Here is a 24,475-nt window from a genome sequence, read left to right on the forward strand (position 1 = left end):
GCGCAAGGGCAATTAGTTGCCGGTCAGCTTCTCGCGCAGGGCGGCAAGAGCCTCGTCCGAAGCAAGCGTGCCTGCACCGGTCTCGGTTGCAGCCGGCTCGGAGGAGTAGCTGGTGGTGCCGGAGTCGCTCTCGCCGGACGTTGCAGCTGCAGCGTCGTCCGCAGCGTGCTGGGCAACCTGCTTCTTGTGTGCTTCCCAGCGGGTCTGGGCATCAGCGTACTGCTGCTCCCAGGCGGCGCGCTGGTTCTCGTAGCCTTCAAGCCACTCGTTGGACTCCGGGTCGAAGCCCTCCGGGTACTTGTAGTTGCCCTCTTCGTCGTACTCAGCGGCCATGCCGTAGAGTGCCGGATCGAATTCGGTGCTGTCGGCGTCGACGCCCTCGTTGGCCTGCTTGAGGGAGAGCGAGATGCGGCGGCGCTCGAGGTCGATGTCGATGACCTTGACGAACAGCTCGTCACCAACGGAGACAACCTGCTCGGCCAGCTCAACGTGGCGCACGGCGAGCTCGGAGATGTGGACCAGGCCTTCGATGCCGTCTTCAACGCGAACGAACGCGCCGAACGGAACCAGCTTGGTGACCTTACCCGGAACAACCTGGCCGAGGGCGTGGGTGCGGGCGAAGGTCTGCCACGGATCTTCCTGCGTAGCCTTGAGCGACAGGGAGACGCGCTCGCGGTCCAGGTCGACCTCGAGAACCTCGACGGTGACTTCCTGGCCAACTTCGACAACCTCGGACGGGTGGTCGATGTGCTTCCAGGACAGCTCGGAAACGTGAACCAGGCCGTCTACGCCGCCCAGGTCCACGAAGGCACCGAAGTTGACGATGGAGGAAACGACGCCGGGACGAACCTGGCCCTTTTCCAGCTTGTTGAGGAACGTGGAGCGGACCTCGGACTGGGTCTGCTCGAGCCATGCACGGCGGGAAAGAACAACGTTGTTGCGGTTCTTGTCCAGCTCGATGATCTTGGCTTCGATCTGCTGACCGATGTACGGAGCAAGGTCGCGCACACGGCGCATCTCGACGAGGGATGCGGGCAGGAAGCCGCGCAGACCGATGTCGAGGATAAGACCACCCTTGACAACCTCGATGACGGTACCGGTGACAACACCGTCTTCTTCCTTGACCTTCTCGATGTCGCCCCAGGCACGCTCGTACTGAGCACGCTTCTTGGAGAGGATCAGGCGGCCTTCTTTGTCTTCCTTGGTGAGCACCAGGGCTTCGACCTGATCGCCAACGGAGACGACGTCTCCGGGGTCAACGTCGTGCTTGATGGAAAGCTCGCGGGAGGGAATGACACCTTCGGTCTTGTAACCGATGTCGAGCAGAACTTCGTCGCGGTCGACCTTGACGACGGTACCTTCGACGAGATCTCCGTCGTTGAAGTACTTGATGGTGGCGTCGACAGCTGCGAGGAAGTCCTCAGCGGTACCGATGTCGTTAATGGCGACTACGGGGGTACCGGGCTTCTCGGTGGAGGTGATGGTCATGTAGTAGGGGCTCCGTTGTGGATAGTTAGTCGGTCAGGCAAACCGCTTCGCCCGCATTATGGAATGCAGGCCAAGAACACGGCTTCACAACAAGTGATCCGCCGGGTCATCCTGATTTTGTGGATTGTAGATGCGCGCACGTAGTACACGCCCGTTTAGTCTAGTCGTTTACGTGAACGCCGGTCAAAGCGCGTGGCGCCTTGCGCGCCGCGACCGGGACCGGACCTCTAGAAGTGCGTGAGGCAGTGCGGTGAGCGTTCGACGGCGAACATGAGCCGCACCGTCAACGCCGCCCCGGCGGTGTGTTCAGTGATCCGCCCGGCGGCCGTCAAGGTCACCGGGCAGACGGCGCCCAGATAGATGGAGCCCAGGTCCGCGACATCCAGCGACAGGTCCGGCTCGGCGTCCGGAGCCGGCGTCACCGTGGCCTCTCCCCCGCTCACCGTCAGGGCGAAGGTGCCGGCCGCGAAGCCAAGACTGTCCCGTACGGCGAAGACCAGGGTGCCGTCGGCCGAATAGCGCCGGGCACCCAGCACCCGGGCCGGTTCCAGGATCCGCAGCCACAGCATGTCCCGGTGGTCTGAGGCCTCGACGCAGCGGGGATCCTCCAGCGCCCAGGCCAGGGGGTCGTCCATCGGCGCCTCCTGCCAGCTGATCCGGTCTACGAGGTCGATGCTGCCGAGGAACTGCCACAGCTCCAGGTAGGCGGCGTCGGTTGCGGCCACGAGGTCCAGGATCTCCATGGTGTACGGCTTGGCGTCCCAGCCGGCGAACTTGTACGAGACGTACCCGTCCACGGTGCCGGCCGCGTCGTAGTGCAGGGCACAGCGGATGGCCTCGTCTTCGCTGCCGTCGCGGCCCAGGGTGCCCGAGGACCGCAGCCGGTACGCTTCCTGCCGCGAAATCGAGCCGGGCATGGAAGCCTGGACCCGCGCAAAGACCTGGGGTGCCAGGTCCAGCAGGACCTTGCGGTCGGCGATCTCCACCGAGCCGACCGCCGCATGGCGCAGGCGGAAGCGCGGCCCGGTGTCGACCTTGACGCTGCGCTCGAAGGTGGCCACCCCGTAGCCGAACCGGCCGTAGATGGACGCCTCGGAGGCGGTGAGGGCCGCCAGCGCGACGCCGTCGGCCTTGGCCGCCGTGAGGTCCTCGGTCATCATCCGCCGCAGCAGTCCCTGCCGACGGTGGGTGCCGCGCACGGTGACGGCCGTGACGAGCTGTGCTTCGAGCTGCCGCCCGTAGCCGATGTTCAGGTCCTTGCGCAGCGTGGCGAAGGTAGCCACCGGGACGTCGGCCGCCAGCGAATGGGACGCCACACCGTCGGCCTGGTAGACGCCGGTCATCTCCCGGTTGTCCACGAGGTACATGGCCATGATCTTGTCCACGAAGTCGTCTTTGCGCGGCTCCTCATAGAAGCCGATCCCGACTCCCCGCAGCCACGCTGTGCCCTGCGAATAGTCCGCCGAGTCCTTCTCGACCGCGCGGAACCGCCTGAGTTCGTACTTTTCTGCCACGTGCTTCTCCCCCTGAGAATTCTGACGTTCCGGCGGCGCCGGAACCGATAAAAGTTAGTGCCCCGCCTCGTACCAGCTGGTGCCGACGCCGATCTGGACGTCCAGCGGAACGCTGAGGTCCGCAGCCGAGCCCATTTGCTCGGTCACGAGCTTCTCCACGACCTCACGCTCGCCGTTGGCTACCTCGAGGACCAGTTCGTCATGGACCTGCAGGAGCATGCGCGACTTGAGGCCCTGGGCCGCCAGCTCGGCGTGCACGCCCAGCATGGCCCGCTTGATAATGTCAGCCGCCGAGCCCTGGATCGGCGAGTTCAGCGCGATGCGCTCCGCGTTCTCGCGCAGCTGGCGGTCGGTGCTTGTGAGGTCCGGGAGATAACGACGGCGGCCCTCGATGGTCGCGGTGTAGCCGTCGACCCGGGCCTGGTCCACCACGCCGCGCAGGTAGTCGCGGACGGCGCCGAAGCGGTCGAAGTAGTCCTTCATGAGCGTCCGCGCCTCGTCAACGGAGATCTCCAGCTGCTTGGACAGGCCGAACGAGGTCAGGCCGTACGCGAGGCCATAGGACATCGCCTTGACCTTGGAACGCATGGCACTGGTCACCTGGTCGGTGGGCACGTGGAAGATGTTCGAGCCCACGAACCGGTGCAGGTCTTCGCCGTCCCGGTACGCCTGGATCAGGCCCTCGTCCCCCGAGAGGTGGGCCATGATGCGCATTTCGATCTGCGAGTAGTCGGCGGACAGCAGGCACTCGTAGCCCTCACTGACCACAAAAATCCCGCGGACGCGCCGGCCTTCCTCGCTGCGGATCGGGATGTTCTGCAGGTTGGGATTGTTCGAGGAGATCCGGCCCGTGGCTGCGACGTTCTGCGCGTACGTGGTGTGGATCCGCCCGTCGTCCGTCACGGACTTCTTGAGCGACTCGAGCATCTGGCGCAGCTTCGAGGACTCGCGGTGCGCCATCAGCTGGACCAGGAATTCGTGTCCGGTCTTCTCCAGCAGGTTCTTGAGCGACGCGGCGTCGGTGGTGTAGCCGGACTTGATCTTCTTGGTCTTCGGCAGCTCCAGTTCCTCGAACAGCACGGTCTGGAGCTGCTTCGGCGAACCGAGGTTGACCTCGTGGCCGATCGCGGCGAAGGCGAGCTCCTGGGCGTTGTCGATCACCTTGGCGAGGTCCGACAGCTGTTCGTCCATGCGGGACATGTCGATCGCGATTCCGGCGAGTTCCATGTCGGCGAGGACACGGCTGACTGGCAGCTCCAGGGTGCTCAGCAGGTCCTCGGCCTTGCGTTCCTTCAGTTCCGCTTCGAAGAAGCGGCTCAGGGCCCCGACCACTGCGGCCACGTGGACCAGTGCGCCGGCCGCTTCGGCGTCATCGCCGTCGAACGCCAGCTCAAGCTGGCCCGCCTTGGCGGCCTCGGTGGAAACGGAGATGTTGAGGTGATGCTGCGCCAGCTCGGCGAGCTCGTAGCTGCGGCGGTCGGGCTGGATGAGGTAGCCGGAGATGGAGGTGTCATCCACCACGCCCTCCAGTTCCAATCCCCGGGCGGTGAGTGCCTTCAGCGCGGCCTTGAACCCGTGCAGCACCTTCGGCGCGTGGGCGTCACGCAGCCAGGCTGCCAGGACGTTCTCGGCGGCGGCGTCCTGGCTGGCCAGGTCGAGGTAGACGGCGGCGTCGTCACGGACGATCGCCACCGCGGCGGCGTCCTCGCCGATCCGGCCGGGCACCAGATCGACCGCCACAGCGGAGCGCTTCCCGGCGCCGGCCGCGAAGAAGGCGGTCAGCTCGGCGGCGTCCGCAGGGATGACGAAGTCCGGGGTGTCGAGGCTCTCCCGCTCCGATTCGGTGACTTCGCTGCCGTAGAGGGCAAAGAGCCGGGTGCGGATGGTCTTGAATTCGAGGGCATCGAACAGCTCCTCGAGGGCATCCTGGTCCGGCCGCGGGTCCGCGAGCTCGTCCAGGGTGACGGGCAGGTCCAGATCGGTGTGGAGCCTGTTGAGCCGCCGGTTGCGCTTGACGTCCTCAACATTTTCGCGGAGGGAATCCCCTACTTTTCCGCCGATCGCGTCAAGGTTCTCCAGGACCCCCTCGAGTCCGCCGTAGAGGTTGATCCACTTGGCTGCCGTCTTGGGGCCGACGCCGGGAACGCCCGGGAGGTTGTCCGCTGTCTCTCCCACCAGGGCGGCGAGATCCGAGTACTGGGCGGGGCTGACGAAATACTTCTCCTGGATGGCGTCCGCGTCCATCCGGGGAATGTCGCTCACGCCCTTCCTGGGGTAGAGCACGAACACGTTGTCCGTGATGAGCTGGAAGGCATCGCGGTCCCCCGATACCAGCAGCACCTCGTAACCCGCCTTTTCACCCATGGCCGCGAGCGTGGCCAGGATGTCGTCCGCTTCCCAGCCGGGCATCTTGATGGTCTTGATGCCCCATGCGCCCATGACCTTGTCGATGAGGTCGATCTGGCCGCTCATTTCACGGGGGGTCTCGTTGCGTCCGCCCTTGTACTCGCTGTACTCGGCCTTGCGGTGGGTGGTGTCGTCGGAGACGTCGAAGGCCACGGCCACGTGGGTGGGCTTTTGTTCCTTGATCAGGTTGATCAGCATGGATGTGAAGCCGTGGACGGCGTTGGTGTGCTGCCCCGTGGCGGTGGAGAACTTGTCCGCGGGCAGGGCGAAGAACGCCCGGAACGCCATGGAGTGTCCGTCCAGCACGAGAAGTCGCGGCTGGTCCGTGATGGGAATCACGGGAGCCTCGGTGGCGGAAACCGACGCCGCGGCCCGGGTGGATGTTCGGGCGGGCTTGGCCGCAAGCACTGATTCCGGTTCAGTTGCCGGGAGGAGATCTGTTGCAGATGGGGCAGGGGCCGGTTTGGTAGTTTCGCTCACAGGTGCCAGCCTAGTTGCCATGATGGACAATTTCACGCCCGGCCCCTTCGCGGCCGAGCTCGCGACGGCCGGTGTTCCCGAGGAAATGCACGATTGGCTGGGCCGGTACGGCGTCGGCGCCCTCGTGGTGAAGATGGGGATCCGCTTCCTTGAACTGAGTCCGGAGCGCACCGTGGCCACTATGCCGGTGGAGGGGAACACCCAGGTGGCCGGGATCCTGCATGGCGGGGCACACGTGGTCCTGGCCGAGACGCTGGGCTCCTTCGCGGCGGGCATGCACGCCGGCCCAAACCGGCAGGCACTGGGCATCGAGGTCGGGGCGACGCACCACCGGGCGATCTCCGAGGGCACCGTCACAGGCACCTGCACGGCAATCCACCTGGGCCGGACCCTAACCACGCATGAGATCGTCATGACCGATGAGAGCGGCCGCCGGCTCTCCACCGCCCGGATCACGAACCTGATCCGCGACACAGAGCGCTAGGCGAGCCCGGCTAGGTCCGGCCCGGGAACCGGTAGCGCAACTCCACGATGCCCCGCCCCAGGGTGCGCGATGAGGTCAACTCCAGCGGCGGCGTCGGACCTGTCATGGGCAGCAACGGCTTGCCGCTGCCCAGCACCACCGGAATGACCGAGACAATCAGTTCATCCAGCAGCCCGGCGTCGGCGAACTGCGCGGCGAGGTCGCCCCCGCCGACTACCCAGACGTTTCGGCCGCCGGCCTGGTCCTTGAGGTCGTCCGCGAACTCGCGGACGTCTCCGCGGGCGAACGATACGTTGGCGCCCTTTGGGGCGGAGTGTTCGTGGTGGGTGAAAACCCAGCAGGGCGTGTCCGGATAGGGCCACGTGGCTGGTTCGTGTTCCCGCAGCCAGGCGTAGGTCCCGCCGCCCATGGCGATGGAGCCGACGTCGGCCATGAACGCGTCGTAGCTGTCCTGTCCACCGTCAAATCCGTCGAACTGGAGCAGCCAGTCCAGGTTGTCCCCGGCTGTGGCGATGAACCCGTCGATTGAGGATGCCACGAAGTACTGGAAGCTCGCCATGGCCCCAGCCTAGCCAATTGGGTGCCGGCTTCCCATCCCCCGGAACGCTCCGCCGGATTGCCGGCGACAGCGGCCTACTTGTGGAAGTAGGGAATGATCAGGTACAGCCCGAAGAGCACGGCGGCGCCGCACACGGCGAAGCATGCGTATGCCAGCGGCCGGGTCCACGACGCCGGGGAGTTCCGGATGTCACCGGCGATGGCCGTGAGCCGGACACCGAGGGAGTACAGAACTACCACTGTCACTGCTGACAGGAGCGTCGTACCTGCCACGCTCAACAGTTCCAACCATTTCATCGCTGGGCACGCCCGTTCTTCATCGCCTTGACGGCGGACTTCTTCTTGCGGAACTGCACGGCCTGGCTGACTTCTTCGATCTCGACGGCGTTGTGGTGGCCCACATGCGATTTCCGTGAATGGACGAACATGTACGCCACTGCGGTGGTCCCGGCGACGGCCGCGATGACCACGCCGATTACGCCGGTCTGCACGAGCATGGCCGTCAGGGCGCCGACGATCCCGGCCGCCGGGAGCGTGAACAGCCAACCGATGGCGATCCTGCCGGCAGTTCCCCACCGTACTGTTGTGCCGCGGCGTCCCATGCCGGAGCCGATCACTGAGCCGGAGGCCACCTGGGTGGTGGAGAGGGCGAAGCCGAGGTGCGACGAGGCCAGGATGGCGGTGGCCGTGCTGGTCTCGGCGGCGAAGCCCTGGGCGGGCTTCACCTCCGTGAGTCCCGCGCCCATGGTGCGGATGATCCGCCAGCCGCCGGAGTAGGTGCCGATCGCGATGGCGAAGGCACAGGTGGCGATCACCCATAGCTGCGGCCCGGAGCCGGCGGGCTGGGTGCCGGCTGAGATCAGGACCAGGGTGATGATGCCCATGGTCTTCTGGGCGTCGTTGGTTCCGTGCGCGAGGGCCACAAGGCTGGAGGTGAAGACCTGGCCGGTCCGGAATCCGCCGCGCTTCTGGGTGAGTTTGTCCCCTGTTTCAGGGTCATGCCGGGAGGTCAGCGCGTAGGCCAACTTCGTGCACAAGTACGCCACAGAGCCGGCGATGATCGGCGCAAAAATCGCGGGGAGAATGACCTTCTGCAGGATCGACTCAAAGTTGATCGAGTGGATGCCGATGCCGGCAATGGCAGCGCCAATCAGGCCGCCGAAGAGCGCGTGCGAGGAGCTCGACGGCAGGCCCTTCAGCCAGGTGATCATGTTCCAGAGGATGGCGCCCATCAGCCCGGCGAAGATGATGTCCGGAGTGATCTGGACACCGTCCGCGCCCTCCTTGATGATGCCGCCCGAGACGGTCTTGGCCACTTCCGTGGACAGGAACGCACCCACCAGGTTCAGCACCGCCGCAAGGGCTACCGCTGTTTTCGGTTTGATGGCACCTGTAGCGATGGGTGTGGCCATGGCGTTCGCGGTGTCGTGAAATCCGTTGGTGAAGTCGAAGAAGAGCGCCAGCAATATCACTAGCGCCACCATTACGGTGATTTCCACCTGTTGCCCAATCTGCAGTGTCCATGGTCAGCAGTTTCATATCCCCGGTGCCGCATGGCCACAGGGTTCATGTCTGGATGAACTCGCCGGGCCACTAAAGCAGCTTTGAAACCTTATCGATGGTACGTGGGAAAAACGGCAGGGCAAAACATGCCAGAAGACCCTAAATTCCGCCCCTGTGCTGTACGTGGCATTCATGGTGGCGGTGCGATGCTTGTCACAGCGAACCGGGGCGCCCCGCGCAGCCCGCGGCGCCTCCCTAAACTGTCCGGCTTATGCTGTCCGACCTAACCGGTCCGGCGGGCCTCCGGCGCCGGGCCGGCGTCGAGCATGGAAGCGATCTTGTCCTCGAGCGCCGCGAGGGTGGCCTCCGGCAGCACGATGAGCCCGTCCAGTTCCCGGCGGGCGCGCCGGTAGGCCGTCTGGCGCTCGGCGGGGGTTGCCGCGGCGTCCGATGCGATCCTCAGGAGCTTCCGGGCCGTCTCCAGGCGCTGCCGTTCCGGCCCGGTGAACTTGCTGTCCCTGATCCGCTTCGCTTCGCGTTCGGCGACGTCGAAGGCGAGTTCAAAGCCGGTCACGGCCGCCCGGTATTCCGCGAGCCGTGCGGCCGTCCTGACATCCCCGGGGGCGGCCGGCCGCAAGCCGTCGGCTTCACGCTTGGCTCGCAGGAACGCCACTGTGAGGGGCTCCCGGACGTCGCTCATGACCGGATAGTCGATCAGCTTTCCGATATCGAGTTCGTAGTCCAGCCAGCGTTTGTTGACGGTGTCGTGGGCCTTCATGAGGCCCAGCACCTCGGTCTGGCTGGCCTGCTCGGCCTGCGCGGCCTGGTTCTTGAGCGTGTAGAGCTCCACCCGACGGCGGTGCCGGCGTTCAGCGGCTTTGGACCAGGTCCGCGCCCACCCGCCGATCAGTCCGCTCATCGGAAAGACGAGCCACCAAAAGTGAGTGACGAAATTGAAGAAGGGGTCCACTGCATCATCCTCCCATCCGATGGCGGCGGCGGAAAGCCCCTCCCGTCAGGGGTTTTCCGGCGGCCCGTGGCCGGCTCAGACCCAGTTCCGGCACCGGCGGGAACCACGCTTCCGAGCCGCATCAGTCTCCGTGCTTGACCCTGTGCACATGGGTGACGAGCGTGGGACACGGCACGCCCAGCAGTACGGCGTGCGCCGTGGAGCCGAGCACAGTCCGGGAGAATCCGCTGCGTCCACGGCTTCCGATCACCAGCAGCCTGGCACCGTCGGCGATATTGACCAGGGCCTTGGCGGGTTCGATGTTGGTTTCCAGACGCTGATGAACTGTCAGGTCCGGGTACTGCCCGCCGAGTCCGGCCGCCGACTCGGCGAGCACGATCCGGTTCTCCTCGACCATTCTCTCGGCGAGGCCGCTGGACGGCGACTGTATCTCCACCCACCGCGCCGTGCTCTTGAATACGAGGACCACGGTGAGCTCGTCCCCGCCCAGGTCTGCCTCCGCGGCCGCGAACGCGACAGCCTGCAGCGATTCTTCGGAGCCGTCCACGCCGACTACGACGCCCCGATCCGCCGATGCGAGGTTCGCCGGGATGACAGCTACGGGGCACTCCGAGGCGGCGACAACCTGCAGGGCGCGGTCGGTCAGGGGCCCGGCGTTCGGCCAGCGTTTGCCATGCGCGCCGACCACCACGAGGGCTGCCTGGGTGGAAGCGTCCCGCAGCACCGAGCCTCCGCTGCCATGACGTAGGTCGATGTCCACGTCGACGTCCGGGGCCTGCCTGCGGGCGCTCGCCTGCGCTTTCTGCAGCAGGTCCATCCCTGATTCGCGGATGATCTCGTGATATTGGAACTCTGGGGACATCCAGCGGTCGTCCACTGCATGGACGATCAGGACGGGAGCCTTGTCCCGGGCCGCCCGCGTAAGGGCCCAGGTCAGGGCGGCCTCGCTGCCCGCGGACCCGTTGATCCCGACGACGATTGGCTTGCCCATTATGGTTCCGCCTTCGTTGAATCCGAGCCGGGCTAGAATCCCGTGGGCTCTGTCTCGAATTCAGGTTCCCGGGGTGGCCCCTCATGGTGCACCGGCCGCAGGGCAGCCGTGTTTTCTAGCCAGATGAGGGCGTCGTATCGCTCCCCCATCCGGGTCGGAACGTAGTTTCCGGCCTCCCTTTCGGGGTGGTATACGACGCCGATCGCCCGGTGCCCGAGCCGCGTGGACAACCAGGGGCCGGTCCTGTCGTCGCCGAACTCCAGGACGGCCGGCGCCCCGAGGGCCTGGTGCAGGAAGTCTTCGTGGCTGCCGGGGCGCGCGTCGGGCACCGTGACGATACGTTCGGGGCGGCCCCACCCGTCGGCGGCGGTCACGGAACCGCGGTGGGCTGCGAACCCGACAAGCAGCACCCCCTCGCCCGCATGGCGGTCGCGCAGCAGCTGACCGACATTCACCAGGCCGTCCTGCGCCATGTCCGTGCCGCGGGCGTCCCCGATATGCGTGTTGTGCTCCCAGACCAGCCCTTTGGACGCCGGCCCCAGGTGCCGGCTGACCCTGTCGATGGTGTCCGCCATGTGATGGTCGCGGACGTTCCAGGACTGCCGGTCGCCGCGGACCATGACGCGGTAGTAATGCTCAGCGTTCGCCGCGACTTCAGCGTTCTGGACGGCGTCGAAGGCGTCTTCGTCATGCGGTCCCGGGCTGGAGACCCGGGCCCTGACCTCGGTCAGGAGGGCCACGACGTCGGGCTCGCAGGACTGCGGCACCAGCCGCGTGTTCCACGCGTATTCGTGCGGGTCCTCGTGATGGGGCAGGAAGCACTGCCAGGCGCGCTTGGCCGCCGGCACCGCGTCGGGAACGTTGCCCTCCAGCCAGCCGATGATCTCGCGCAATGAATCCCAGAGCGAGTAGACGTCCAGTCCGTAGAAGCCGACCCTCTTGTCCTGGGGCCGGCCTGCGTTCCAGCCGCGCAGCCAGTCCAGGAACGCGGCGACTTCCTCGTTGGCCCACATCCAGGTCGGCCAGCGTTCGAAGCCGGCCAGCAGCGCATGGACTCCCTGGTCCTTCCCCGCCAGGCCGCGGACCCACTGGTTGATGCGCCAGCAGTCGGGCCAGTCCCCTTCGACTCCGATCCAGTTGTAGCCCTCCTCCTGGATGAGCCGCCGGCTGAGGGTGTCGCGCCAGGTGTAGAACTCGTGGGTCCCGTGGGACGCTTCGCCGACGGCGACAAAGCGGCAGTCGGCGGCGCTCCGCACGATCCCGCTGAGGTCCCGATCGGTTTTCAGCGGCCGGGCGAGATCGTGGATCTCTTTCAGCACGGAGGTCCGGGTAACGGCGTCGGGGTTCATTGCGGATCCCCGATGTGGTGGTGCTTCATGGCGCTCCCGTGGGCCTTTATTACGTGTGGACCTCTGCAACGCGGACCGGTGAAATGCCCGAGCGGTGAAATGCGCCGGCCCGTGAGCTGAGCGGATCGGTGTATTGCGGCCCCTGTGAATGCGCAGACCTGTGGCTCGCGCTGCACGCCCAGCTTCCGCCCGGGCCTGCCGGGCGCCAAGGGCCAAAAGTCACCTCCGGATGTACCCGGACACACGCGTGGCCCGGATTCCACCAGCGCGTCGCTGAGCAGTGGCCCCGTGTAGCTGACCGTCAGGGCTCCCTTCTCCAGGACCGTGCCGTAGTTGCCGAGCGCATCCGAGAGGATGCCTTCCTCGGCGATGGAACCGGCCACGGCTGCCGGATCGGCGGCGGCGACGGTGAACTGGAGATCGTGGACCAGGACCGAGGAAACGTGGACGTGCTCCACACCGGGGTACGTGCCCTCAGCGCCGAAGGCGAGTTCAGCCAGCTTCTCCGCGTCCTCAGCGGTACTTCCGGCCGGAAGCATCACGATCAGCTCCGGTGCCACATGCTCGAGGATCGCCGGCTCGAGGACGTCCGGTGGGATGTCGGACAGGACGATGCCGCTGGTGGCCGCCGTCTGCTCGAGCCGTGCGCGGGGTGCGCCCGGCTGTGCTCCCTCGGTGGGGTGGACGGCGATGACCGCGCGGCGCCGCACCATCAGCCCGTCATTGCTCACGGTCGGACGGCCGTTGCCGACGTCTGTCCCGGTTTCCAGCGAGACGGGCGCGGCGCTCGCCGCAGCCCCGGCTGTCGGCGAGGCAGGTGCCGGTGACGGCGTTCCGCCGGTGCAGGCGCTCAGCGCCAGCACCAGCAGGGCCGCCGCGCCCAGTTGTCCCAGGCGGCGCACGTCAGGTCCCCGCCGGGAATCCAGGCCGGTAGACCGGCGGGAACGCGTCGGGCGCTTCGGGGTCCAGGACCGGCGGATCCGTGGTGATGGGGTCGTTGGTCCGCAGATCGCCCACGGAGAACTGCACCATCATGTCGTGGTCCTCGTGGACCAGGTTGTGGCAGTGGATCATGTAGCGGCCGCCTCCGCCGAAACCCGTGTCGAATTGCATGAGCGCCGTAATGGACTCGTTCTCGCCGGCGTAGAAGACGTCCTTGGGGCCCTGTTCCCAAGCGAACGGCTTGCCGCCGTTGGTGTTCCGGGCGATGATCTTGGCGTCAATGAGGTGGATGTGCACAGGATGGAACCAGCCGCCGGAGGCGTTGACGATGGTCCACTGCTCGACGTCGAATGGCTGGGGGTTGCCGAACAGCTTGGTGAACCCGGACTTCTCCACATCTGCCCAGGTGACACCGTTGACGGTCCATTGTCCGTGATCGCGGAAGAATCTCAGCTCTCGTTTCGCCTTGGCCATCGCAGGTGTCAGGCTCATGGTGGGGATGCCGCCGCTGGGCGCGTTGACGGAGCCGCCGTCCTCCAGCGTGACCGGAATGCTCGAAATGGAGCCTGCCCCGGATCCGGAGTCGGCCACCACCTGGAAGCGCATGATCTTGTTGGTGTTGGCGAAATCGATGTTGTTCTTGTTGCTGAGGTTGCGCAGCTCGATCAGCTGCCCGGTCCGGTATTTGCGGAAGTCGATCAGCACCTCGTAGCGTTCCGCCGTGCCCTGCCGCCAGGATTTCACGGCCTGCACTTTGGGCGTCATGCCGGCGTCGGTTCCAACTATATAGACGGGGTCCCCCGTTGAGAGCGTGGGCCGGTAGGAGCGTGAGATGGACGCATCGAGCACCCGGAAGCGGTAGATCCGGGGCTTGACCTTCATGGTGGGCCACGGCACGCCGTTGACCATGATGATGTCACCCCACAGGCCTTTCACGTCGTTGTCGTTATAGGCGAGCGAGCCGTCGGCCTTGAACATGGCGTCCGAGATCATCAAGGGCACATCGAACTCGCCTTGCGGCAACTGCGCACGCTCGTGCTTGTCAGACAGCGGGTAGAAGGCCGCGAGCCCTGAATAGACGTTTTGTGCGGTGATGTGGTGCTTGTGGTCGTGGTACCAGAGCGTCCGGGCCGCCTGAAAGTTGGGGTAGTGGTAGTTCTTGAAGTTCCCGGGGATGGTGATGTCGTTGGCGTAGCCGTCGTATTGTGGCAGAGACGCGGAGCCGTGCAGATGGGTGACTGTGTCAAAGCGGGCAGGCTGCACGAGCCCGGCGGCGGGCAGGTCGTTGCGGATCCGCACCTCAATCCGGGTGCCCTGGTTGGCCCGGATGGTCGGGCCGGGGAAGATGCCGTTGTAGCCCGCAACGGTGGTATTCAGGCCGGGAACGAACTGGGCCTGTCCGAGTTTCTGGGTGAGGGCGTACCGGGCGAACGGGCGGGCCGGATCGCCGCCGTCGAAGCCTGTCTGAAAGGGGACGAGCTCCGGCGGCCGGCGAAAGACGCCCGCATAGGGAACAGGCATGTTCGCAGGTGCAAGCTGGCTGGCGGTAATGAGCGGTGTGCTCGGCCCAGTGGTGGGAACGCCGTCGTCGCCGCCTTTGAATCCGGCCAGTCCGAGGGCGCCGACGGCGCCCAGTTTGAAGATTTCACGTCGTGTAGTCATGGCCCCTCCAAGTGGGCAATAGTGCTGAATGCAGTGTCGAAAAGTGATTTTCGAGGAATTGAGGAAGCCGGCTGACGGGCCGTTGCGGGCCCGCCAGCCGGCGATCTCTTGCTGCTTGTTACAGTCCCGCGCCCGTGGTGAACGTCCAGACAACGGATGTCAGCGGGTTACCCGCCAGGTCGCGGACTCCAGTGGTGCCACCGGTGACGGTGACCCGGTACTGGGTGTTCGCGAGGAGGCTGGCTCCGGGGTTGATCGTCAGCACCCTGGTGGTGGTGTTGAACGTGACCGCCGAGGGGACCTGGGCTCCGGTAGAGACCCGCTCAATCCGGACCTTGCCGGCAACCGCGAAGCCGGTGATGGCCTCGCTGAACGTGGCCGTCACGTTGCTGTTGCGCAGCACCCCGGTGGCTCCCGCGACGGGAGTCGTGGCGGTGATGGTCGGGTTGGGGCCTGTGGTGAACGACCACGTGCTCGTCACCATCGTGTTGCCCGCGAGGTCACGGACCCCCGAGAGGGTCGCCGTGTACACGCGGTCCGCCGTCAGTGTCGGCGTGGGGTTGAGTGTCGCCACCCGCGTCAGCGGGTTGTAGCTGACGACGGCGGGAACCAACGCGGTGCCCAGCCGGAGCTGGAAGTTGGTACCCGTCACCCCCGTGACCGCTTCGCTCAGCGTTGCCGTCACGTTCGTGCCCTGGCTGACAGACACGGCGCCCACTGCGGGAGCACGCGCAGTCACGGTGGGAGCCACGAACTCGGTCCGTGGTGTCACCGCTGCCGTGCGGCCCGAGAACCCGCTCGTGCCCACTGCGTTGATGGCGGCCACGTCGAACGTGTACGCCGTCCCGTTGGTGAGGCCCGTGACGACGACGGTTCCGACATTGCCGGTGACCGCCTGGGTGCGGGCCAGGACAGTTCCGGCGAAGGCCCTCACTGTGTAGCCCGTGATGGGGGATCCGCCGTTGTTGGCCGGTGCCGTCCAGGTCAGGGTTGCCGAAGCGTTCCCGGCCGTGGCCGTCCCGATGGTCGGTGCTCCCGGTGCGGTCGCCGTCGTCGGGCTCACCGTGTTGGAGAGTGCCGAGAACGGGCTGTCACCGAGGGCGTTGCTGGCCAGCACCTGGAACCTGTACTGGGATCCGTTCGCCAGGCCGGTCACTACCAGGCTGGTGGCGCCTGCCGGGGCGGAGCGCAGGGCGCCGACCTGGACGCCGGCCGGGTTGGTGGTCACGTCGAGCACCTTCACGGAGAAGGTGTCGGCGACGCCGACCGTCGGAGCCGTCCAGCGCACCGTGGCCTGCCCGGCGCCGGCGGTTGCCGTGCCGATGACCGGGGCGTTAGGCAGAACGGTGTCGGAGAACTGCAGGAACTCGATGTTGCGGATCGTGTCCGTCCCGTCGATGCCTACGTTGTCCACCACCGTGGTGGTGGAGCCTGCCGAGCCGATCGTGCCGTCGCCACCGGTGGTGGTGACGGTGTAGTTGGCCCGCGGGCCGGAGAAGATCGCGACGTCCCGGTTGCCCGCAGTTTCGAGGGCGGTGGGGGTCACGATTTCGCGGACAGCCACCAGGTTCCCGGGGTTGACGACGCCGGCCGCTACTGCAGCCGCCAGGGTCAGCGGGTTGCCGGTCTGGTACTGGTGCTCCATGAGGTCGGTGGTGCCGATCTCCACACCTGCGTCGTCCCGCACACTGATGCGGATCTTCAGGTACCGGTCGCCGTCGATGACGTCGTTGCCGCCGCGGCCCTCGATCTTGTCGCTGCCGAGGCCGCCGATGAGGATGTTGCCGTCGCCCCAGACCGGACCGGTCAGGGGGCAGACGCCCATCGGTGAGAGTGCTTCGACAGGTGCGAGCGGGGTGGTCGGTGCCGGCAGGATGGCCTGCAGGCCGGCGATCCGGTTGATGCCCGTCTGGTCGAGGACGTCGCAGCCACTGAAGCCTGCACCACCTACGGTGCTGGGCACTGCGTCGTCGCCACGGATGACGTCGTCGAACTTGGAACCGGAGTTGGCTTCTACTTCCTGCCAGCGGTCGCGGTTGACAACGACAGGCAGCGGAAGGCCAATGAGGTTGTTGTTGATCTTCATGTCATCATCGGCTGCCACGGTGTCGTACTGGTGCGTGGCCCAGTCGAACCCGGCCGCACCGGCGAACCGGTCGATGGCGGCATTGCTGGTCATGATGTCGTCGCCACCTTCGGCGTCGTAGTCGTTCTCGCCCACCTGACCGACGAAGATATCGTTGCCGGGCTTCGTCTGGGCCGGGTCGTCGAAGAACGGGGCGCCGTGGTCGCCGATCAGCAGGTCCTGGCCGGAACCACCCTGGATCCAGTCGTCACCGCCGTCGCCGAAGACCGCATCGGCACCGTCACCTGCCTGCACGAAGTCGTTGCCGGGACCCGCGAAGGTTTCGTTGTCGTTTGCGCCACCATTAGTGAAGTCCTGGCCGTCACCGCCCATCAGGATGTCATCGCCGATACCGGAGTTGAGGTAATCGTTGCCCGGGCCGCCCTTGAGGACGTCGGCTCCGGATGAATCGGTGATCCTGTCGTTGCCGTCACCGCCGAGGGCGATGTCGTCGCCGCCGTTGCCTTCAATGACGTCGTTGCCCTCGTTGCCGAGGAACGTGTCGTTGTCGTTGCCGCCGGTGACGCGGTCAGCATTGGCCGTGCCGTTGTACACGGACTGGCCGTTGATGCCGCTGGGATCGACTACGTTCTTCTCCTTGTACTGGATGGTGCCGTCAGGCTTGCGCAGGAGCAGCAGATCCTCGCGGCATTCGGACTTGGGGTCGTCCACGACCGTGGCCCCGGATGCGGCGTAGCCTGCCGGGGTGCCGGCCAGGTTGCCGAGCTCGAACTTGCAGTCGGCAGTGCCGAAGGCGTCCGCCTTGAGCGAGTGCGCGTTGGTGTTGCGCATGATCATCTCGGCAAAGGAGTTGCTCTCCAGCTGTGAGCGCAGGTTCATGCCCGGAGTACGCGCCAGGTAGTACAGGCGGTCGCCGTTCTGCAGGTCGGTCAGCTGGTTCTCGAACACGTAGTTGAACGTGCTGCCCAGGAGGCCGCCGAAGAGGTTGGTCTTCTCCGCCAAGCCGCCGACCCAGAGGTCGACCTTGTTCAGGCCGGTCTCCTGTGTCGCCCACGGTCCGGCACTGTTCATGAAGTCCGTCATGTCAGCCGTGGGAGGGGTCGCAAGGGTGCCCGGATCAACGATTGCCTTGGCCGCTGCCCGCTTGCCCGCCAGCGTGGTTTCGCTGATGATGGTCGGGTAGGTGCCGTAGGCAGCTACAAAGTTGATCAGCGATTCCGGGTGCTTCAGGTTCTGCCCGAAGTCTGCCCAGCTCGTGTACGGTGCCAGCTGCGCGTCACCCGTGGCGCCGTTGATCTGGCGCCGCAGCTCATTGAGCGGCGGTACGCCTTCGGAGCGTGCACGGGTCATGTTGATCGTTGGCAGGTCCAGGGGAAGACCCAGCAGGTTGTTGCGCAGGGTTCCCGTCACGAATTCGTCCAGTTCGTTGCCGACCTGGTCGCTCATGCCCATGACCAGGCTGCCGGCGGCCTCTTCCGAGGTCAGGGGCCCCGCCGATCCGCCGTTGGTGTACTCGGGCGGGTTCAGGAAGCCGTTCAGCAGGGAGATCGAGTTGTCACTGCCGTCCGCGTTGGTCCGGGAAATCGTCTCGGTCAGCATGGAGTGGCCGAACCGGTAGACCGCGTGGGCGAATTCGGCCCGCACCGCGGCGTTGATATCCGAGTGGTAGACGTGGAAGGGCTGGACCGCCGGCTGGATCTTGCGGGCGAACTCCTCGAACACGAGGTGCTGGTATTCCATTTCCGTGACGAACCGGGCCGCCTGGAACAAACGCTCACCGTTCCAGCCGTTGGCACCCGCGGCCAGCTTCCACTCGGCCAGCGCGGCGACGCCCTTGGTCGACGTGTCATTGGTGAGGGTGTTCTCGATATCCGCCACGAGGCGGTCGTGCTCGGAGTGGAAAATCTGGTGAATGGTGGTCAGGCCGATGTTCTCGTTGACGCGACCATCACCGGCACAGAAGTGCGCGTTCAGCATCTCGTCGTCGTAGGTCCCGGCCGGCTGGTTCGCAAAGTCTGCCGAGGCCGTGGTGTCGGCGTCCGGGACGGGCGCGACGGGCGGCGTGGCAGGGTTGTGGTCCGTGTCCTGCGGCGAGGGATCGGCGTTGTGCGCGATGTCGGTCAGGAACGGGGTGTCGAAGTAGCGGACATTCGCCGGCACCGGAACGGGGTTTGCCGTGTCGCCCTCGACCAGGCCGGTCAGGGTGACGTACTGCGGCAGGCCGCGGGCGGGTCCGGGGATGAACTTGCCGTAAGGGTCCGCGGCGATCATCGGGATGTTGGTGACGTCCTTGTCCTGGAGCTTGAGGCCCAGGAAGATCGCGGCCTGGGACTTCACGTCAGCCCACGTGGCCATGCCTCCGGCGGTGGGGCCGGCGACGCCGCCGAGGAGCTTGCCGGTTGAAACCGGCTTGCCGTCGGTGTTGTTGATGTACTCCCGCAGGAACACCTGGTGGGAGGGGTGGGACGTGTAGGTCTGGGACTGGTCAACGTAGGGCGAGTCCGTGTTGGTAGCTTCCTGAACGTCATCGGCAGTCCCGAGGATGTTGTCCGGGCCCGGCTGGTTCTGGCCGCGGGTGAGCACCATGAAGGCGTTGGGGCTGTTGGGTGCCACTTCGTCGCCCGTGTTGGGCTTGCCGTCGGGGCCCACAGTGATCAGCGGGTCGTCGGCCTTGAGCGGAACGAACACTGTTCCGCCGCCCTTGACCGTCTGGTCAACGCCGTGGTCGAAGAACTGCCCGAACAGGGTGAACAGCGAGTTGTACGGTGGGGAGAGGCCGACGTCGGTGGTGACGTTGGGGATGAACAGCGTCTTTCCGGTGGGGACGCAGCCGGCCGGCACAGCCTCGACCGGCGGAGTCGCCAAGGGGTCAGGATCGGTGGTGCAGGGGACGAGCCCCGGATTGCCCTGGGTCCGGACCGGGAACCCTGCAGCGGCGATGGCGGCGGGATTAGTGGCCGTCTGATCCACGATCAGGTTGCTGATTTCACGTGGCTGGGCGTCGAACACGTTGCCCGACTTTTGTGCGTAGGAGGTGGAGCCTCCACCAAATGCTGCCGGAGCAGCATCCGCGGCGTTGAACTGCGGCGTCGTGTGACGCGGGAAAACCTGATCGGCGGCCCCGAATGTTTCGCGGCCCTTGATCAGGTTGTTGCAGGAGCCGTCAACTGTGCGGAGGCCGTACGAGGTGAGGGCGTCGGGAATCTGGTTGGGGCCGGGTCCGACCAGGGCCCCACACGGGCCGGTGGCCGACGTCGTATTGGCGACGTGCGCCTCGGCTATCTTGATCTGCTTGAGGATGAAGGCCAGGTCGGATGGGGTGACCGTGAAGCCTGCGCCGACGGGTGCCGGCGCGGCACTGGCGCCAAGCGCCGTTGTGGTGAGTCCGATGAAACTGAGCAAGGTCATTGCTGTCCCTGCTGCGACTGCGCGGGTTGGTCGGCTAAAGCGTCTTTGACCGCCGACCTTCCTGCATGCGAACAAATTCATTGCACACCTGCCTCTTAGAGTGAGTGATGGTGCAAGAGTGCTGGGTGATTCCTTGGGGAAAACTGGAACGGATGAGTAACTTGCGATCCGGACCGCAGTCCGGCGATTTTCGGGACTGCCAGCCACCGGGATCAGGGGTCTTAAGTACGCGTGTTGGCGTATTGGGGTACTCGCCCGGACAGCGACGGCGGCAGCGCAGCTACGCGGGAACTACTGCGCGGTGGGTCTGTGGGCGGATTACAGACGGGTAACGGCTACCCCTCGAGGACCCGAATATTTGGCCGCTGCTACCTGCGGCTGTTCTTCAGCAGGTTCTCAGCTTGCCCCAAGGCGGGTCCTGTATAAGGGCGTATCCGACGGTGGCGGGCCGTGCAAAGGCGCGGCTCCGGGCCGGTTGCTTGCGGCGCTCCGATCAAGCTGATAGGCCTGACAGTAAGCTGCAGAGTGGCAGATCAGCGCGCCGTCCAAACCCGACGGTAGTTGCAGAAGGGAAGTTCACGTGACTCGCAAGACCCCTCAGATCGAGGAACCGTCCGAGAAAGAACTGGTTGTCGGGGACGGGCCGAAGAGCTGGGCCGCCGGTGTCCCGGGCGTGTACCACTCCATGAAGCCGGCCATCGAGCAGATGGGGCTGAACCGGACCCGCAAAACCGTCATGGCCATGAATCAGAAGGACGGCTTCGACTGCCCGAGCTGCGCGTGGCCGGATCCGCACCACCGCAAGGCCTTCGAATTCTGCGAGAACGGGGCCAAGGCCGTGACCTGGGAGGCCACGCCGGTGGTGGTCCCCGAGAGTTTCTGGGCCGAGAATTCCGTCAGCGAGCTGCGGAGCCGGTCCGAGTACTGGCTTGGCATGCAGGGCCGGCTGACGGAACCGGTTTACAAGCCCGCCGGCGAGGACCACTACAGGGCGGTCAGCTGGGACGAAGCGCTCCGGCTCGTGGCCGACAAACTCAAGGGGCTGGACTCCCCCGACCAGGCGGCGTTCTACACGAGCGGACGGACGTCGAACGAGGCGGCTTTCCTCTACCAACTGCTGGTCCGCGGCTACGGCACGAACAACCTGCCGGACTGCTCCAATATGTGCCACGAATCCTCAGGCTGGGCCATGGGCCAGACCATCGGCATCGGCAAGGCCACAGTCAGCTTTGACGACTACGCCGAAGCCGACCTGATCATCGTCATGGGCCAGAACCCGGGCACCAACCACCCCCGGATGATGACCGAACTCGAGGCGTGCAAAAACCGCGGCGGCGAGATCGTGGCCGTCAACCCCCTTCCCGAGGCCGGCCTGCGGCGCTATAAGAACCCGCAGGAGGTCAAGGGCGTGATCGGCCATGGCACCCAGATCGCGGACCAGTTCCTCCAGATCAGGATCGGAGGCGACATGGCGTTGCTGCAGGCAGTGTCCAAGCGCGTCCTCGACGCCGAGGCCAAGAACCCCGGAACGGTCCTGGACCACGCGTTCCTGGCCGAACACTGCGAGGGACTCGAGGAGCTCAAAGAGCACCTGGCCCGACTGGATGAGGGAACCGTGCTCGAGGCCACAGGTCTGCGCAGCGAGGACATCGACGAACTCGCTGCCCGGTACCTCAAGGCCGAGAAAGTCATCATCACCTGGGCCATGGGCATCACCCAGCAGAAGAAGGGTGTTGCCACGATCAAGGAGATCATCAACCTCCTCCTGCTGCGCGGCAATATCGGCAAGCGGGGCGCCGGCGCCTCCCCCATCCGCGGGCACAGTAACGTGCAGGGCGACCGCACCATGGGCATCTGGGAGCAGATGCCGCAATCCTTCATGGAGGCCCTCGGCAAGGAGTTCGACTTCGAGCCGCCGCGGGAACACGGCACGGACGCCGTCGAAACCATCAACAAGATGCGCACCGGCGAGATCAAGGTTTTCCTTGCCCTGGGCGGCAACCTGGTGGGAGCCATCTCGGACACGAATGCCGCCATGGCGGCCATGGACAACACAGAGATGTCGGTCCAGATCTCCACGAAACTGAACCGCTCGCACACCGTAACGGGCCGTGAGGCGCTGATCCTCCCCACGATGGGCCGGACCGAGATCGACATCCAGGAATCCGGACCCCAGTTCGTCTCCGTGGAAGATACAGTCTGCGCCGTGCACCCCTCCTGGGGCAGCGTTGAACCGGTGTCCCACCATCTGCTCTCAGAGCCGGCCATCGTCAGCCGGCTGGGCAAACTCCTGGTGGGCGACAAAATCAGGGCCGACTGGGACGGCTATGAGAAGAACTACGACCTGATCCGCGACCACATTTCGCGGGTCGTGGGCGGCTGCAAGGACTACAACCAGCGGATCCGGCAGGAAGGCGGGTTTGTCCTCGCGCACGGTCCCCGCGATTCCCGCACCTTCCCGACGCCCACGGGCAAGGCCGTGCTGACGGTCAACGACCTCGAACTTATCGACCGGCCGCAGGGCACCCTGATCCTGCAGAGCATGCGCTCCCACGACCAGTTCAACACCACCATCTACTCGCACAACGACCGCTACCGGGGTATCAAGAAAGGCCGCCATGTGGTGTTCGTGAACCCTGACGACATCGCCGAACTCGGCCTCGCCGACGGGCAGTTCGTGGACATCCGCGGCGTGTACGACGACGGCGAGGAACGCGTGGTGCGCAAGTTCCGTGTGGTGTCGTACCCGACGGCGCGCGGCTGCGCCGCCGCCTACTACCCCGAGGCCAACGTGCTGGTGCCGCTGAACCACACGGCCGAGGGCAGCAACACGCCGGTGTCGAAGGCGGTGATCGTCCGGTTCGAACCGAGCCTGGACCAGACACCAGAGGGCGCGGCGACAGCCTCGGCCGGGGCGGCCTCGCCCTAGCCGAATGTCCGCGCAGGCCGGGGCCGGGCGCAGCCGGGGCCAGGGGAACATGCCCCGCCCCGGCCACGGCCACTGGACATAACACCACCAGGCCCATCCCTGAGCCCCACCAATGAGCATGTCCCGAGGCCAGTCAGCATGTCCCGAGGCCAATGAGCATGTCCGGTGGTGTGTGACCTTTCTCACTGTGCCCTCTTGGCCCAGCCTTCCTCGTCCGGGCCGCCGGACTCGCCGTGTTCGCAGAGTTCAATGACTTTGTTGGACGCGGCGTGGGCGGCTTCCTTGGAGCCGTGGCGGCCCTTGGTGGAGGCAGTTCCCGCCGCGTAGCCCACAATGAATGCGCTGATGGCATCCGCGTGGGGCCCCACAGCCTTGACGGACTCGTCCGCGACCTGGACGACCTTCTCGTGGTCGACGTCGAGGTCGAGGATCTGCAGGGCCTGGATGAGCCGGCTGCTCCAATGCCGCAGCGAACTGTCTTCGTCTCGGGACAACGTCATGGCTACTCCTTCTCACGGGGTTCGAACTCTCGGGGTGCGGATCGTCTGACCTTCAAGGGGTAGCATCCGCTCCGGCGTCGCGCAACGATAAACCGCCCCAGGCGCCTCAGCTCCAGAGCGCCACGTGGAACTTGGACCCGCGCCGTTCCAATCCCCGTGAACCGCCGGGAGCAACCATGGCCGCGGTGGCGTCCGCGGTGCCGGCAAACCTTTGCAGGGTCCGTGCCATGGTGGTGGCACGGCGGCGGTCCAGGGTACTGGCCCACCAGAGGCCGGAGATCGGCGTTCCGGCCACCGGGACACGGACCAGGGCGCCGCTGCGGATTTCGGCCCGGACTATATGGCCCAGCGCCAGCATGGTTCCCTCGCCCGCCCGGACGGCGGCGAGCGCCTCGGTTTCGCTGCTGAGCCGAATGATCTCCGGAGCTACTGCCTGGGAAGCCAGCCATCGGCCCTCCTCGCTCGCCGCCTGGATGCCTGCGGCACCAGCGAACCACGGCCTGCGTAGCAGTTCGGCGAGCGCCACGGGTCCGTGAAGCGATGCGAGGGGATGACTGGCCGACGCCACGACGATCCGCTGGTACCGCAGGAACGGAACGGAGTCGAGGCCGACGTCGCCGGTAACGTTGGGAAGCGAACCGTTGGGAAGGGCGCTGTTGGCGGCGGGCCGGGCGCCCAAAGCGATGTCATAGACGCGCTCCAGCAGCAGCGATGCAACATCCTCCGCCTCTTCCACCACCACATCGACGGAGGCGCCGGGAACTCGCCGGGTGAAGAGGTCCAGCAGGCGCCCGGCGGCGTGCTCGGCAAACGGCGCCGTCGCCACGATCTTCAGGCGCCCGGTCTCGGTCTGGGCGTGTGCCACCTCCCAGCGGGCCTGGTCCGCCAGCCCCACGATGTCCTGGGCATGTTCGGCGAGAGCCCGTCCACCTGGGGTCAGCGCTATCCCGCCGTGGGCCCGCACAAAGAGCGGGTCTCCCAGATCCTGCCTGAGCGCGGCCAGGGCCGTCGAAACGGCCGGTTCGCTGACTCCGAGGTGGGCTGCGGCCGCGTGCAGAGAGCCCAGCTTGGCCACCAGGGCGAACGTCCGCAACTGTCCCAATGTCATCGCCACGGCTTCATAACCTTTCGCTTATCACGATATTGACAGTGTCGTCGGGCCGGGGCAAGACTGACCTCAATCCGGCGCCATGCAGCCGCACCAT

General features: G+C 66.0%; 16 protein-coding genes. 2 read left to right on the top strand and 14 right to left on the bottom strand.

Features of this window, described 5'->3' with window-relative positions:
* Nucleotides 1-12: 12 nt before the first annotated feature.
* The 3 genes from rpsA to polA form a co-directional block, all read right to left on the bottom strand.
* Nucleotides 13-1,488: a 30S ribosomal protein S1 gene (gene rpsA / locus AC1DEY_RS00345; RefSeq protein WP_026537355.1), complete on the bottom strand. Its 1,476-nt coding sequence runs from the start codon at nt 1,486-1,488 to the stop codon at nt 13-15.
* Nucleotides 1,489-1,715: 227 nt separating this feature from the next.
* Nucleotides 1,716-3,002 carry a GNAT family N-acetyltransferase gene (locus tag AC1DEY_RS00350; RefSeq protein WP_476866251.1) on the bottom strand — a complete coding sequence of 429 codons (1,287 nt, stop codon included), beginning with the start codon at nt 3,000-3,002 and terminating at the stop codon, nt 1,716-1,718.
* Between the two features lie 54 nt (nt 3,003-3,056).
* The gene (gene polA, locus AC1DEY_RS00355) at nt 3,057-5,909 is read right to left on the bottom strand and encodes a DNA polymerase I (protein WP_476866252.1); all 2,853 of its coding nucleotides are present in this window, start codon (nt 5,907-5,909) and stop codon (nt 3,057-3,059) included.
* Between polA and AC1DEY_RS00360 the strand changes: the two genes are divergently transcribed.
* Nucleotides 5,908-6,372: a hotdog fold thioesterase gene (locus tag AC1DEY_RS00360; RefSeq protein WP_476866253.1), complete on the top strand. Its 465-nt coding sequence runs from the start codon at nt 5,908-5,910 to the stop codon at nt 6,370-6,372. The genes polA and AC1DEY_RS00360 overlap by 2 nt on opposite strands.
* 10 nt (nt 6,373-6,382) lie before the next feature.
* Here AC1DEY_RS00360 and AC1DEY_RS00365 read toward each other — a convergent pair whose 3' ends face one another.
* The 9 genes from AC1DEY_RS00365 to AC1DEY_RS00405 all read right to left on the bottom strand — a co-directional run bounded on the left by AC1DEY_RS00365 (nt 6,383) and on the right by AC1DEY_RS00405 (nt 19,841).
* Nucleotides 6,383-6,931 carry a dihydrofolate reductase family protein gene (locus AC1DEY_RS00365; RefSeq protein ID WP_476866254.1) on the bottom strand — a complete coding sequence of 183 codons (549 nt, stop codon included), beginning with the start codon at nt 6,929-6,931 and terminating at the stop codon, nt 6,383-6,385.
* A gap of 74 nt (nt 6,932-7,005) precedes the next feature.
* Nucleotides 7,006-7,227: a hypothetical protein gene (locus AC1DEY_RS00370; protein ID WP_476866255.1), complete on the bottom strand. Its 222-nt coding sequence runs from the start codon at nt 7,225-7,227 to the stop codon at nt 7,006-7,008.
* Entirely contained in the window at nt 7,224-8,429 is a 1,206-nt protein-coding gene (locus AC1DEY_RS00375; RefSeq protein WP_476866256.1) for an inorganic phosphate transporter, read from the bottom strand. The genes AC1DEY_RS00370 and AC1DEY_RS00375 overlap by 4 nt, the downstream gene beginning before the upstream one ends.
* Before the next feature lie 287 nt (nt 8,430-8,716).
* Nucleotides 8,717-9,403 carry a hypothetical protein gene (locus AC1DEY_RS00380; RefSeq protein WP_476866257.1) on the bottom strand — a complete coding sequence of 229 codons (687 nt, stop codon included), beginning with the start codon at nt 9,401-9,403 and terminating at the stop codon, nt 8,717-8,719.
* Nucleotides 9,404-9,524: 121 nt separating this feature from the next.
* Complete coding sequence (locus AC1DEY_RS00385) at nt 9,525-10,394, bottom strand: universal stress protein (protein WP_476866258.1); 870 nt, start codon at nt 10,392-10,394, stop codon at nt 9,525-9,527.
* Between the two features lie 32 nt (nt 10,395-10,426).
* Nucleotides 10,427-11,743, bottom strand: coding sequence for an erythromycin esterase family protein (locus AC1DEY_RS00390; RefSeq protein ID WP_476866259.1), 1,317 nt, complete (start codon nt 11,741-11,743; stop codon nt 10,427-10,429).
* Nucleotides 11,740-12,645, bottom strand: coding sequence for a hypothetical protein (locus AC1DEY_RS00395; RefSeq protein WP_476866260.1), 906 nt, complete (start codon nt 12,643-12,645; stop codon nt 11,740-11,742). Before AC1DEY_RS00395 ends, AC1DEY_RS00390 begins: the two co-directional genes overlap by 4 nt.
* A gap of 1 nt (nt 12,646) precedes the next feature.
* Nucleotides 12,647-14,347 carry a multicopper oxidase family protein gene (locus AC1DEY_RS00400; RefSeq protein WP_476866261.1) on the bottom strand — a complete coding sequence of 567 codons (1,701 nt, stop codon included), beginning with the start codon at nt 14,345-14,347 and terminating at the stop codon, nt 12,647-12,649.
* Between the two features lie 118 nt (nt 14,348-14,465).
* Nucleotides 14,466-19,841, bottom strand: a complete 5,376-nt coding sequence (locus AC1DEY_RS00405) for a peroxidase family protein (protein ID WP_476866262.1) — start codon at nt 19,839-19,841, stop codon at nt 14,466-14,468.
* 580 nt (nt 19,842-20,421) lie between these two features.
* Here AC1DEY_RS00405 and AC1DEY_RS00410 point away from each other — a divergent pair.
* Nucleotides 20,422-22,770 carry an FdhF/YdeP family oxidoreductase gene (locus AC1DEY_RS00410; RefSeq protein WP_476866263.1) on the top strand — a complete coding sequence of 783 codons (2,349 nt, stop codon included), beginning with the start codon at nt 20,422-20,424 and terminating at the stop codon, nt 22,768-22,770.
* A gap of 182 nt (nt 22,771-22,952) precedes the next feature.
* Here the strand turns inward: AC1DEY_RS00410 and AC1DEY_RS00415 are convergent, their stop codons facing one another.
* Both AC1DEY_RS00415 and AC1DEY_RS00420 read right to left on the bottom strand, forming a co-directional pair.
* Nucleotides 22,953-23,270 (bottom strand): DUF6457 domain-containing protein, encoded by a 318-nt coding sequence (locus AC1DEY_RS00415; RefSeq protein ID WP_476866264.1) that lies wholly within the window; start codon nt 23,268-23,270, stop codon nt 22,953-22,955.
* A 106-nt stretch (nt 23,271-23,376) separates the two neighbouring features.
* Nucleotides 23,377-24,378 carry a LysR family transcriptional regulator gene (locus AC1DEY_RS00420; protein WP_476866564.1) on the bottom strand — a complete coding sequence of 334 codons (1,002 nt, stop codon included), beginning with the start codon at nt 24,376-24,378 and terminating at the stop codon, nt 23,377-23,379.
* Between the last annotated feature and the right edge of the window lie 97 nt (nt 24,379-24,475).

The organism is Arthrobacter sp. 05T47, assembly GCF_056395825.1.